Annotated in this window: 11 protein-coding genes; 1 reads left to right on the top strand and 10 read right to left on the bottom strand. The window is 36.9% G+C overall.

All coding sequences use genetic code 11. From position 1 onward, the window contains the following. Positions 1-87: 87 nt before the first annotated feature. The 9 genes from mgtE to ACN5J7_RS09645 form a co-directional block, all read right to left on the bottom strand. Positions 88-1,461 carry a magnesium transporter gene (gene mgtE, locus ACN5J7_RS09685; RefSeq protein WP_311935863.1) on the bottom strand — a complete coding sequence of 458 codons (1,374 nt, stop codon included), beginning with the start codon at positions 1,459-1,461 and terminating at the stop codon, positions 88-90. A gap of 60 nt (positions 1,462-1,521) precedes the next feature. After that, positions 1,522-2,319, bottom strand: coding sequence for a 16S rRNA (adenine(1518)-N(6)/adenine(1519)-N(6))-dimethyltransferase RsmA (gene rsmA / locus ACN5J7_RS09680; RefSeq protein WP_418603752.1), 798 nt, complete (start codon positions 2,317-2,319; stop codon positions 1,522-1,524). 131 nt (positions 2,320-2,450) lie between these two features. Then, positions 2,451-2,774 (bottom strand): DUF4286 family protein, encoded by a 324-nt coding sequence (locus tag ACN5J7_RS09675; RefSeq protein WP_418603751.1) that lies wholly within the window; start codon positions 2,772-2,774, stop codon positions 2,451-2,453. 49 nt (positions 2,775-2,823) lie between these two features. Next, positions 2,824-3,408 carry a GNAT family N-acetyltransferase gene (locus tag ACN5J7_RS09670; protein ID WP_418603750.1) on the bottom strand — a complete coding sequence of 195 codons (585 nt, stop codon included), beginning with the start codon at positions 3,406-3,408 and terminating at the stop codon, positions 2,824-2,826. Further along, positions 3,405-5,174 (bottom strand): tetratricopeptide repeat protein, encoded by a 1,770-nt coding sequence (locus ACN5J7_RS09665; protein ID WP_418603749.1) that lies wholly within the window; start codon positions 5,172-5,174, stop codon positions 3,405-3,407. Before ACN5J7_RS09665 ends, ACN5J7_RS09670 begins: the two co-directional genes overlap by 4 nt. A gap of 338 nt (positions 5,175-5,512) precedes the next feature. Next, positions 5,513-5,638 carry a hypothetical protein gene (locus ACN5J7_RS09660; protein ID WP_311935847.1) on the bottom strand — a complete coding sequence of 42 codons (126 nt, stop codon included), beginning with the start codon at positions 5,636-5,638 and terminating at the stop codon, positions 5,513-5,515. 254 nt (positions 5,639-5,892) lie between these two features. After that, entirely contained in the window at positions 5,893-7,164 is a 1,272-nt protein-coding gene (gene serS / locus ACN5J7_RS09655) for a serine--tRNA ligase (RefSeq protein WP_418603748.1), read from the bottom strand. A 413-nt stretch (positions 7,165-7,577) separates the two neighbouring features. Further along, entirely contained in the window at positions 7,578-8,888 is a 1,311-nt protein-coding gene (locus ACN5J7_RS09650) for an HTTM domain-containing protein (RefSeq protein WP_418603747.1), read from the bottom strand. Then, positions 8,878-9,816: a bifunctional riboflavin kinase/FAD synthetase gene (locus tag ACN5J7_RS09645; protein ID WP_418603746.1), complete on the bottom strand. Its 939-nt coding sequence runs from the start codon at positions 9,814-9,816 to the stop codon at positions 8,878-8,880. The genes ACN5J7_RS09650 and ACN5J7_RS09645 overlap by 11 nt, the downstream gene beginning before the upstream one ends. Positions 9,817-9,899: 83 nt before the next feature. Here ACN5J7_RS09645 and ACN5J7_RS09640 point away from each other — a divergent pair, with 83 nt between their 5' ends. Continuing rightward, positions 9,900-12,965, top strand: a complete 3,066-nt coding sequence (locus tag ACN5J7_RS09640) for a reprolysin-like metallopeptidase (RefSeq protein WP_418603745.1) — start codon at positions 9,900-9,902, stop codon at positions 12,963-12,965. A 180-nt stretch (positions 12,966-13,145) separates the two neighbouring features. On the opposite strand, the gene pth is transcribed toward ACN5J7_RS09640, so the two are convergent. Continuing rightward, positions 13,146-13,712 carry an aminoacyl-tRNA hydrolase gene (gene pth / locus ACN5J7_RS09635; protein ID WP_418603744.1) on the bottom strand — a complete coding sequence of 189 codons (567 nt, stop codon included), beginning with the start codon at positions 13,710-13,712 and terminating at the stop codon, positions 13,146-13,148. Positions 13,713-13,834 lie beyond the last annotated feature (122 nt).

Below are 13,834 nucleotides of genomic sequence, written 5' to 3'. Positions count from 1 at the left end.
GAAACAATTTCGGCACAAGAAAGATATAGCGGAAAGCCCGACCACGTGCCCTGAGCGCAGTCGAAGGGTTGGGGTAACGCCCAAAGACTAAAACCCCAATATTAATTTGGCTATTAAAAAATACATTAAAATACCAAACACATCGTTGCTTGTTGTAATAAAAGGGCCTGTGGCCACGGCGGGGTCTATGCCTCTTTTATCTAAAAAAATAGGTATAAATGTGCCAATTAAGGCTGCCATAATAATGACCGAAATTAGCGCGATACCAATAGTGATTGAAACAATGTACGGTGTGCCAAATAAAAAATGGGTAATAATTAGTGCGATGATGGCAATGGCGAAACCGTTAACAACGCCCAGAAAAAATTCTTTAAAAAGCCGTTTTATAATGTTGCCGTCCACACTGTCGTTTGCCAACCCCTGTACGACGATGGCTGACGACTGTACGCCCACGTTTCCTGCGGTTGCCTGTATAAGCGGCACAAAACTGAGCAACACGATAAACGAGCCCATGGCTTCGTTAAAATACTCGATGATGCTGGCTGCTCCCAAACCACCAAACATGCCTATAAGTAGCCACGGTAAACGTGCTTTGGTTAGTTTTAAAATGCTATCGTCGGCCTCCACATCTTGGGTAATACCAGCTGCCAATTGGTAATCTTTTTCGGCTTCTTCTTTTAATACGTCTACAATATCGTCAATGGTGATTCTGCCTAATAATGTTTGTTTATCGTCTACCACAGGAATAGCTTCCAAATCGTATTTTGCCATGATTTTTGCTACATCTTCTGCGTTGTCGTGTACATTGACATAATCGACATTGACTTTTACCAAGTCTGATATTTTTTGGTCGCTTTTGGCGACTATTAAATCTTTTAACGACAGACGGCCAATGAGTTTTTCTTCTTTATTGACCACATAAATGGAATGCACCCGTGTAACTTCTTTGGCTTGCCCTCGAATTCGGCGCATGCATCCGGCAACGGTCCAGGTTTCGTAAACTTTAACCAACTCTTTTGCCATAAGCCCACCGGCTGTATCCTCATCGTAAGCTAAAAGTTCTGTGATTTCCGCTTTGTGCTCAAGGTCTTCAATCCTGTTGATAACTTCTTGCTGACGCGCTTCGGGAAGTTCTGAGATAATATCTGCGGCGTCATCGGTGTCTAACTCCTCAACTTCTTCGGCGATTTCTTGTGCCGATAGATTTTTTAATACTTTTTCCCGATTGTCTTCATCAAGCTCCATCAGTATTTCTGAAGTCGTTTCAGAATCCAACAGCTTAATAACATACATGGCTTCTTCCAGATTTAGTTCATCTAGAATTTCAGCTATATCGGCGTAGTGAAACTCATTGAGTAGCTTGCGTAGTTCCTTATCGTTATTAACTTCAATAAGTTGTTCTACTTGCCCAACAAGTTCTTTTGTTAGCTCAAATTGTATGTTTTCTTTTTCTTCGGACATGAGATTTAAAACTTCTCGATACTATTTCAAAACTCATTTTGAAATCACTCGAAGTGACATTTAACTTTTATCGTTTTCAATTAATTGCGTAAGCTCAATAAAGGCTTCTACACTTAATTGTTCCGGACGCTTGCCAAATATAACATTTGCTTTTAAATTATCGGATAAATTGAAGGTTTTTAAACTATTGCGAAGTGTTTTTCTGCGTTGTTGAAAGGCTGTTTTTACTGTTTTAAACAGCAATTGTTCGTTACAGGGCAGTGCGTAGTTTTCTTTTCTTGTGAGCCTTAAAACCCCGGATTCTACTTTTGGTGGCGGATTAAAAACCGATGGCGGCACGGTAAACAAATACTCGGCATTATAAAAGGCTTGCGTTAAAACCGAAAGAATGCCATAAACTTTACTGCCTTCTTTTGAGCAGATGCGTTGCGCGACTTCTTTTTGAAACATGCCTGAAAACTCTGGAATTTGGTCGCGCATTTCCAACGTTTTAAAAACGATTTGCGTTGAAATATTATAGGGAAAGTTACCAATAATAGCAAAGGGCTGGTTTTTAAAAACGGCGTTTAAATCGAATTTTAAAAAATCTTCTTCTATGATTCTTGGCGCTAGATTCAGGTAATTGGCTTGTAAATATTCAACCGATTCGGTATCGATTTCTATCACATAGGTTTCAATCTCTTTTTTAAGCAAATACTTGGTTAAGACGCCCATTCCCGGACCAATTTCAAGAACTTTTTTATAGTCTTTCAACGATAAAGTATCCGCAATTTTTTGTGCCACAGATTCGTCTTTTAGAAAATGTTGCCCTAAATGTTTTTTTGCTTTTACTTGATGTTGGTTTGGTTTGTATGCCACGAATTTGCGAATGTTTTTATGTTGTTTACGAAGATAGAAAACTATGTCTCGAAAAGTTTAATGTGCATGAGTTTTTTTCTCGCAAAGGTGCAAGGTGGGTTTCCAATAGCTTTATGCCTTGTTTGAGATTTCTATTTGAAATCCACCGTATATTCATCTACAATTTGAAGCTCGGTTCTAAAAGCCAGCATTTTATCTCCGAATTTCTTTAGGCCCTCAATCCTAAGTTTTTCAGCATCGTCTCTATAATAGGCATCTAAAGCTTCGCGCGAATACGAGCGGTATTGAATGGAATAGGTTTGTCCGCCCATCTCTTCTTCAACCAAAACCTTGGTTAAGGTAGCTTTTTCAAATTTCCCAGTGCCCAATACTTGCGGAATGTGTGCTTTAATCCACAGCAACCATTCGTCGTGAATGCTTTCGTCTATATTTACGGTTACGTTGTATATATACATTTTTATTCGATTTTGGATTCCTCCGTCTGCAGGAATGACAGTGTTCTGTTTATATTGTTTTTGCAAATAACAGGAGTTCTTCGTCATCATCAAAAGGATTTACCCTTTTTTCGAAAAGCAGCCCTAGTTTTTCTAATAATTTAATGGAATTCCGGTTATCGGGATTTGTTATGGCTACAATTTTTTTAAGATTGAATTTAAACTTGGCAAGTTTTATAATTTCAACCGATGCCTCAAAACCCAAACCTTGGCCTTCGTAGTCTTCCAAAAATGCAAATCCAATATCAACATCATCTAATTTTTCACGTTTCGCCAAGCCACAAGTGCCAATGGGCTTGTTGTTTTTCTTCAGGGTTAGTTTATAAAAACCAAAGCCGAAATCTGCATAACTTTTTATGGTTTTATCTTGTAAATACAATTCGGTATCGGCAATATTTTTAAGGTTTTTATCCCCAATATATTTTAGGCAGTTGGGTGAATTTGCCAATTGCAAAAAGAAAGGCGCGTCAAAAAGTGTGAATTTTGAAATCAATAAGCGTTCTGTTTCGGCTATAATCATCATTAATTTAAAATTCCAAAGTTGGCTGTTTTTTAGTTTTTTGGATTTGGAATTTGATTGTTGGGTTTTATTCAATTTATGGCATCGCCCCGTAATGCGCGGTATTTTTTTCGAGCTTCAACAAAATAAATACTATCGGCATGATTAAAAATAATTTGCTCGTATAAGGCTTTTGCTTTTTCCGGTTCGTTCAAATACCGCTCATAAATATGTGCTAGTTTATAATAGGCATCGTCCACCAAAATACCGCCTCTGTAATTGGCAATTATTAATTCGTAATTGGCCTTTGCATTTTCAAATTCTGCCTTTTTTTCAAATAATTGAGCTTGTTTGAAAAGCGCCTGAGCGATGATAGGCTCGGTTTTATGGTTTTCCAAAATGGTATTTAAAGTAGAAATGGCTGTATCGTTTTTGTTTTGAAATTCCAGTAAATCGGCTTTCGCATATAGTCTTAATGCCGTTTGTAGGGAGTCTTCGTATTTATTATCTGTAATCAATAATTTTAAATCGAGCGCATCGTTGGCAATAAGTTGCGAGGTTGAGGCTTTTAAAATTTTAAGCTGTGATTCGGCCCATTTAAAATCACCTTTATAATAACTGGTTTTGGCAACTTTATAGCGGGCTTCCTGCGAAAGCGTGCTGTTTTTTAGGTTGCGCTGTATTTGGGTGTAATAAATCAATGCTTTGTTAAATTTTTCCTGAAGCACTAAAACATCGCCCAGTTCCAGTTTTACTTCGCCCTTTTCAAATTCGGTAAGTGGAAGTTCTAGCGTGTTTTCTAAAAACTCGATGGCCGTTTGGGCTTCGTCTTTATAAAAGGCTAAAAAATGCGCATAGGAAATCTGTAGTTTTAAGGTTTGCGGAAACATGCCAAATTCCTTAAACAATGCTAAATATGTATGGTTTATAGCCTCGTAATCATCAGGGGTACTTGCTTTGGTTTCAAGCTGCAACAGGCTGTAATGGGCATGTAGTTGGGTTTCTAAATCTTGGGCGGTTTCAATTAAAAACGTATAGATTTCTTTAGCAATTTCGTCGGCGTTTTCATTGGCGGCAATACTTGCCAATTCTTCAATTCTGCTTAAGCTTTCCGGTTGTCGGTTAAAAATGGCTTTCTCTTGGATAAATGCTTTTTTAAAATCTTTTTGCTGAATAAATAACCAACTCAACATTTCGTTCCAAAGTAAATTGGGCTGTTGTTGGGATTTTTTAAGTAGAATTTTTTTGAATAAAATATTGTTTTCATTCGCACTGTTTTCACTTATAAAATCGTTGATAAAGCGTTTGATGTTATTTAAAGCCACAGGATTTTTTTCGGCAAATTCAATATAGCTGACAAACATTTTTTCAACATTTCCTTGTTCGCCGTATATTTTGGCAAGCTGAAATTTAAAATTTAATTCCGGCTTTAAAACCATGGCCTTTTCGTACACGGTAATGGTTTCGTTTAACAACGTATGGTTTTGAAAACTGCGCGCCACCGAAAATGCATTATTTACGTTGTTATCTAAACTATTGATGGCCTTTTGATAGAATAAATTTGCGTTTTCCAAATCGTTTTTAAGTTGGTAATTATAACCCAACTCGACAAAAAAAGCAGGGTAATTTATGCGATTTATTACGCTTAAAAGAAACTCTTCGGCTTCGTTGTATTGCTCTAATTGCTGATGCGTACTTACAAGTTGATTGATGTAATTTATGTTTAAGGGCGATTGTGCATATAATCGTTTATACTCGTAAAGCGCTTTTTCAAAATCCCCTTTATTAAAATAGTCTTTTGCCAAAACATCTTCTTGCGAAAACAGACTGGTGCAAAAAAGTAAACATAAAATAAAAAGCATCCTCATGACGTAAATATAGCGAATGTGATGGTTAGTAATTGTTGAAGTTTTCTTAAATTTTATATTTGGTTAAAAAGAGTAAGAACTTTTAAGAGATCCCGATTCTCATCGGGATTAATTCAACTAACTGATTTTTGGTCGTTAAATAACCTCTATAAACTAGAATTTCATTAAAAAAATGCCCGAATAAAAATTCGGGCATAAACCAATCAACAATACCTTTGCTATTAACAACCGTTAATTTGAAAGTAATATTACTCAAGATTGGGGACTGTCTTTAATTCTCGAAAAAACGAGAACGACTACTAAAAAGAAAATTTAGTTTTTTAAGCAAATATTTACTTGCTTACCACTGCCGCAGTAGCCTTATTTTCAGTTTTAATTATTTCGAAATCTGAAAATAATACTTTACCGGCAACCAAAACTAATGCAATTAAAAGCAATAAGCGTTTAATATTTTTCATGGTAGGTTAAGTTTAATTTTTTGGTTGAAGCTAACTTCTATAATATATTTCGATTTACAAAGGAAATCCATGTAAATTCGTTAAACAACATGAAATATTTGCATTTCGTCGAGTTATTTTAAAAAACAAGCTTCAATTTGTAGGTTTTTATTTATATTTTTAGATTAACGTTTATAATATAGTTCTCGATACAATTCCAATTAAAAAATTGGAATCACTCGAACTAACAACTGACTATAAAATCAAAACTGGTTTTAATCAATAATCGAAAATCCGGTGTACGATTGCAACACTTCAGGAATTACAATACCGTCTTTGGTTTGGTAGTTTTCTAAAATGCCGGCAAGTACTCTTGGTAACGCTAAAGCACTTCCGTTTAGTGTGTGCGCCAATTCGTTTTTTCCATCACTGTTTTTAAAACGCAATTTTAAACGGTTGGCTTGAAAGGTCTCAAAGTTAGAAATAGAAGAAATTTCCAACCATCGGTCTTGCGCTGTTGAGAATACTTCAAAATCGTAAGTCAATGCCGCTGTAAACCCTAAATCGCCACCGCAAAGCCTTAAAATCCGGTACGGTAATTTTAACTCTTGCAAAATACTCTTTACGTGGTTTACCATACCATCTAAAGCTTCGTAAGATTTTGTTGGATGCTCAACCCGTAAAATTTCAACTTTATCAAACTGGTGCAATCTGTTTAAACCTCTAACATGTGCGCCATAACTTCCTGCTTCACGACGAAAACACGGCGTGTAACCCGTAATGCCTATTGGCAATTCGCTTTCGTTTAAAACCACATCTCTAAATATATTGGTCCCCGGTACTTCGGCCGTTGGTATCAAATACAAATTATCCTCGGTAACGTGGTACATCTGCCCTTCTTTATCGGGGAGTTGCCCCGTACCAAAACCAGAAGCTTCGTTAACCAAATGTGGCAATTGATATTCCGTGTATCCAGCCTCGGTATTTTTATCTAAAAAATAGGCGATTAAAGCGCGTTGTAATCGGGCACCTTTTCCTTTATAAACCGGAAAACCTGCGCCCGTAATTTTATTTCCAAGTTCAAAATCTATAATGTCGTATTTTTTGGCTAACTCCCAATGCGGCAAGGCACCATCGTGTAAAACCGGTATATCGCCTGCTTTAAAAACCTCTTCGTTATCTTCATCTGTATTTCCAGATGGGACAATCTCATTTGGTACATTCGGGATTTTATATAACAACTCATTTAATGCTTCAACTTTGTTGTTAAGTGAATCATTAAGTGTTTTGGATTTATCTTTTAACGCACTCGTTTTTTCTTTTAGGGCATTTGCCTTTTGCGCTTCGCCAGATTTGTATAAGTTCCCAATTTCTTTTGATAGCGCGTTCGATTCCGCCAAAGTATTGTCCAATTCGGTTTGAATACGTTTTCTGTCTTCATCAAAAGCAATAACCTCATCAATCATTTTTGAAGCATCAATGTTTCGTTTTGCTAATCGTGCAATTACCAAATCTTTGTTTTCTCTAATAAAAGGGACTTGTAACATGGGTGAAAAATTTAAGGGACAAAAGTACATGATTTTTTTCATTTTTTAGTTTCTTAAAACCAAATGAAATAAAATTATGTACTAATAAAATGGTTACTAAAGTAAAGCTGAATTTTGTACTTTTTTAAGACAAAAATTTAGCATTTTACTGAAGAAATTTAATGAATTACAAATAGAGTAAAGCGATGTTTTTCAGATGATTTTTTTGGGCGTTACCCCGAAAAAGGGGTCGGGCTTTCGGCAGTCGCTTCCTCCTGCGTCGGCGAGCTCCAACAAATGCCTCAATCCCTAACGCGAGACAGTCTACATTGGGCAATTATCAGTAAGCAGTCAGGCATAAAATCTCAAATGTTATAGCTTTTTTCTTTTTCCATGAGTAGCTATCCCTCCCCTCTGGGAGGCTAGGAGAGACTTTACTTATAAGGTAAAATCCAATCGTTGTGTTTAAAATAATTCCAAGGCACATGGGCCAAATCAACATTTGGGTTTATGAGTTGTTTATATGGTTTTCCGTTAACGCTCACTTTGCAATTTACGTAAACAGCAACCTCTTGTCCGTCTTTTTTAAACAGGGCCTTTAGTTTTTGCGAAAACTGCCAAATAGCATCTGGTTTTGTGCTTGCCAACCGTTTTTGTTTTGGGCTTAAATAATCGTCTAAATTAACGGTGTAGCTTTTGCCGGTATTCTTGTTTTCAACCCGGTATGTTGTGCTTCCGCTTTTGGCCCTAAGCATCATGCGCCACGACAGGCGGTGTCCTTCTTCGGTCCAAAGTACATCGTCTTTTATAAAATGATGCCGCAGCGGCAATCCTATTTGAATCAAAAAATATATGGCAAACAACGTGATAAGTTGGGTTTTGTATTTAGGAATGATAACCTCGTTCAATTCATAAAATACCTTCTTTTTAAAAAATAACTTTTGAATGGTTTTAGGGTCGAAAAAAAACACGGTAAAAGCCAATGCCAAATACGGAAAAATGCCAATTTGAAACACAAACGAGTTAAACAGGTGAAAAAATATAGCTGTTATAAAAGCCCATTTTCTGGTGTCTTTAAATAATAGCAACGGAATAATTAAACCATCGAACACAATACCGCCGTAAGCCAACACAAAATGCATCCATTTTTGTTGGAGCAGTTCGCCCACTAAAACATAATTCTGTTTGCTTTTCATGAGCAATTCCATAACCGAAGCATCCAGCCAATCGGGGTATAATTTGGCTGTCGACGCATAGGTATAAACAATAATAAGTTGAACCACAAACACCCATTTGCACCATTGGGGCATGGCATAACTTTTAAGTTTTGGGTTTTGTTTGACATCGATTGAAGCATACCTATTTGCGGGCATAAAAACCATAATGCTACTTATAAGCATCAATAAATAATAATGGTTATTGTAAGACGATTTTTGCATGAAATACGTTGCAGACCACATAATTGTAAAACCTAAAATGCTTAGGCGGTATTTGTAACCCAGCATGATGCCTAAAGCAAATATGCCCATTATGGCATAATACCAATACATGCCGCTACCCGGTAGGGGTTGCAACCACTCGAAACCGATAAACGAAAACGTGAATTTGGGGTCGATAAAAACCCGTTTTACCCAACCTGTATAAATGGCGCCAATAGATTCTATAAAGCAAAGCAGCCCAAAAAAGATTCTAAAAATGATTAAAGCCGAATTATCAATATGTTTAAATAGCCATTTATCTAGCATTATGTTTAGCAATATACACCAAGGCGGTTTCCCTATCTTTTGCCAGTTGGTTTTTTAAGGCCTCAACCGATTCGAATTTTTGTTCGTCGCGAATGCGTTCGTACAGATCTATTTGGATGGTTTTGTTATAAATATCTTTATTGAAATTGAAAAAATGCACTTCAATGCTTTCGGTATTTCCAGCCACAGTTGGATTCATGCCTATATTCAGCATACCGAATACTTTTTTGTTGTTGATGATTGAACTCACAATATAAGACCCGTATTTTGGTATGAGTTTATAATTTTCTTCAACTTTAATATTTGCGGTGGGGAAACCTAATTGCCTGCCTAAACCTTTGCCTTTAACAACGGTACCGGTAATCATAAAATTATAGCCTAAAAACATATTGGCTTTTGCCATTTGGCCTTCGTTTAAAGCTTTTCTGATTTTGGTTGAACTTACGGCCACATCGTTAATGTCTTGTGCTGAAATTTCCTCAACTTCAAAATCATATACTTTTCCAAAGCGTTTTAAATCGTCGATATTGGCATTTCTGTTTCGGCCGAATCTGTGGTCGTAACCAATTATTACTTTTTTGGCGTGCAGCTTATCGACCAGAATTTGCTTAACAAAATCCTCGGCGGAGAGTCTTGAAAACTCTTTGGTAAACTTTTTAATAAGCAAGTAATCCAATCCTAAGGCGTCTAATATGGCATGCCGCTCATCAATGGTGTTAATTAATTTAATAGAAGAATCTTTTTGCAAGACCATACGCGGATGCGGAAAAAAAGTAAGGATTACAGATTTTAAGCCTTCTAATTTTGCAGCATTAATTAAGCGCTTAACAATTTTTTGATGCCCAATATGTACGCCATCAAAAGTACCAATGGTAACAACTGTAGGTGCCTGTACCTTATATGATTCAATATTATTTACACTGTTCATTTAACAAATAAAATTGCAAATCCCATCTTAAAAAATTAGATTTGTTAGCAATCCGATAAAAAAATTGCTCGAAAAAAATGTTTATGAAAACAAAACTACATTATGTTTTATCAATAGCAATACTTTTGTTTATATTTTCGGCTACGGCCCAAAATACGACATGGAAAAAAATTGAGCATATTGAAAACTCAGAAAAGTTAACAATACTTAATCTAAATAATGATACCGTTCATTTATTCGAACTGAATGCCTCGCTATTGCACCAAGAGGTATTATCTACGCCGTTACGAAACGCCCAAAAAAAGGCATCGGCTAAAACAATTAGTATTCCTGGTTTAAACGGGGAACTTGAAAGTTTTAGCCTTTTTGAAGCTCCTGTTTTTTCACCAGAGCTTACCGCAAAATACCCTAACATTAAATCGTATTTAGGGGTGAGCACTAAAGACCCTAAAACGCGATTGCGTATGAGCGTTTCCCCTCAGGGTGTTCAAACCATGATATCTTATGTTGATAAACCAACGGTGTTTATGCAACCCGTTAAAAAGGGAAGTAATGAATATGTTTTGTATGAAAAACATTCTAAAAACAAATCGACCGACCGTTTTGAATGTAATACCATTGATGAGTTAAATGAGACATTTAATAAATCGAGTAAATCCAAAGTCAACGAAGGTGGAGCGAATAACCAAACGCTGCAAAAATTTAGAATAGCCGTGTCAACCACTGCTGAATATACAAACTACCATGATGATGGAATCCCAGGAAATGGAAATGCCGTTGCCGATGCGCTTGCTGCCATTAACGCTACTTTAACACGGGTAAATCAGGTTTTTGAAACTGATATGGCGGTAACTTTTGAGCTTATTCCAAATAACAACTTAGTTGTTTATACAGATACCGCTACAGACCCCTATTCTGAAGCGAGTGTAGGTGCAGACTCAGATAATTCAAACAACTTAAACGGATGGAGCCTTCAAGTTCAAAACACATTAACCACGGTACTTGGAAATTCAGCTTACGATATTGGCCACTTATTTGGCGCTTCTGGTGGCGGTGGTAATGCGGGTTGTATTGGTTGTGTTTGTAGAGACGATACGGCCAGCACAACAGACAAAAACAAAGGCAGTGCTTTTACTTCTCCATCTAACGGCATACCGGAAGGCGATACTTTTGATATTGACTATGTAGCCCACGAAATAGGCCATCAAATGGGGGCCAACCACACATGGGCTTTTTCTACAGAGAGAACTGGAGTAAATTCAGAACCCGGCAGCGGCACAACTATAATGGGTTATGCCGGAATTACAGGTGCTGATGATGTTGCCTTAAACAGCGACGATTATTTCCACTACCATAGCATTAAGCAAATACTGGATAATTTAGCCACAAAAAGCTGCCAAACTACCGAACCTATTACTAACAACCCACCAATTGCAGATGCTGGGAACGATTACAATATTCCCAAAGGTACAGCCTATGTTTTAAAAGGCGCTGCAACCGATGCTGATGGGAGTGATAACCTTACCTATTGCTGGGAACAAATTGATAGCGGGGTAACAAATTATCAGAATTTTGGCCCAACATTACCTGGTGGTTCTATGAATAGGTCCTTACCGCCAACTGGATTTGCCGACAGATATATTCCTAAATTTTCGAGTGTAGTTAGCGGTAACACAACCCAAACAGACCCTGTTTTAGGGAGCGATTGGGAAACCGTTTCAACAGTAGCAAGAACTTTAAACTGGGCACTAACAGTAAGAGATAGATCGCCCTCATCTGCTGTTGGCGGACAATCGAGCTTCGATACAATGCAAATAAATGTTGAAGATGTGACCCCTTTTACGGTAAACAACCCCGTTGCATGGACACAAGGAACCAGCCAGACGGTAGAATGGGAAGAAGGGCAAACAACAAACGGCACTATAAATTGCCAAATGGTGAATATTAAATTATCCACTGATGGTGGCCAAAAATTTTTAACAACTATAGCTACAAATGTGCCCAATAACGGATCGTACACTTTTACGGTTCCGGCAGTTGCCAATACCGATGAAGCAAGAGTATTAGTAGAGGCTGCCGATAATATTTTCTATGATGTTTCTGATTTTGATTTTTTAATTTCAACAGATCCTGATTTTTTAATGGTAAATGAAACGCTAAGCCCTATTGCTTGTGGCGATAACACAGCTACTTTTACTTTTGATTTTGTTGCTACCAATGGTTTTTCGGAAAACACGGTGTTTAGCGCTTCAGGAAACCCCGGGGCTTCAACCGTTTCCTTTTCGCCAACGACCAGGAGTTCTTCTGGGCTTGTAACCATGACCGTTTCCAATTTAGATGTACCGCAGAATGATTATACCATAGCCATAACGGGAACACCTAGTGTATCTTCTCCTAAAAACAAAAATGTTGCGCTTCCGTTTTATAATGGCAATTGTACATCTGTAGCGAATACAGATTTTGATACGAGTACTACTTTAGTAGAGTTTAATGCCATTAATAACGCTTCTACAAAACCTTCGGGTTATTCTGATTACACTTCTATATCCACAAATGTAAATAGAAATAGTAGTTACAATTTAACCGTAAACGTTAACACTGCAGGAAGTTATACGACGAATACTACGGTTTGGGTGGATTGGAATCGCGATTGTGAATTTGATGATATTACTGAAGGCTATGACTTAGGAACGGCCAATAACGTAACTGATGGAGTCACATCAAATTCAGCATTAAGCATAACAATCCCCAATGATGCTGTTTTGGGTAATACCCTAATGCGCATATCTACAAAATGGGATGGCGAAGGGATTCCTGTGGCATGCGAAAATGGTTTTGATGGCGAAGTGGAGGATTATATACTTAACGTGCAAGCATCGTTAGCTGTTGAAGAATTTGGGTTTGAAAATTTCATGGTTTTCCCCAACCCAAACATAGGCGAGTTTACCATAAAACTGAACAGCTCGCTATCTCGTAATGTTGATATTGAGGTTTATGATTTAAGAGGACGAACAATTTATAAAAGCACCTACAAAGATGCTGGCGATTTTAATAAAAAAGTGAATTTGAACAAGGTTCAATCTGGAATGTATATTTTGAATGTAAGCGATGGGTTACGAACATCTACTAAAAAGATAATTGTTGAGTAAATAAAAGTCAATTCATAAAAAAGGACAGACACTGAAAAGTCTATTTCTTGGTTATACTGAGTACTTCGACTGCACTCAGCACAAACTTTGTCCAAATATTTTAACTTATTGACAATCAAGATCGGTTTCGACAAGCTCAACCTGACCAATTAAATTAAAAAGACATTTTAGACAGCTTTTTTATTTTCCATTAAATGAATTCATGGTATGGTTAACACCTGCCAACACAAAAGATTTTATAAGCTCAACGGATTTCTCTAAACGCTCATTGAGGTTTTTGTTTTCATCGTCGGTCCATTCGCCCAAAACATAATCTACTTGCCGGCCTTTGCTAAAAACATCGCTTATGCCAAACCTAAACCGGTTGTATTTTACGGTGTTTAATTTGTCTTGAATATCTTTTAGTCCATTATGTCCGCCATCGCTTCCCTTGGTTTTTAAACGGATGCTTCCGAAGGGTAAATTTAAATCGTCGGTTATAACCAATAGGTTTTCAATAGGGATTTTCTCATTTGTTAACCAATACAAAACGGCTTTTCCACTTAAATTCATATAGGTATTGGGTTTTAAGAAAATAAATGTTCTGCCTTTTAATTTGTATGTCGCCATGTCTCCCAGTTTATTGGTTTCGAAAACCAAGTTTTCTTTATCGGCAAAATAATCCAAAACCTTAAAACCAATGTTGTGCCTGGTATTTTGATATTTTTCGCCAATATTTCCTAAACCTACTATTAAGAATTTTTTCATGGGATCTTGTTGTGCTGTTTTGCTTTTCTTTTTAAATATGTTTGATAAAAACTGCCACATGCTATTTTTATTTTTTAGCTAAAATACATAAACATGCTAAAATATGGGTGGTTACTTTGTTT

Source organism: Hwangdonia sp. (assembly GCF_048381975.1).
Taxonomy (GTDB): Bacteria; Bacteroidota; Bacteroidia; order Flavobacteriales; family Flavobacteriaceae; genus Hwangdonia; species Hwangdonia seohaensis.
The sequence above is the reverse complement of the archived record's forward strand: the minus strand, read 5'-3'. Positions and strand labels throughout refer to the sequence as shown.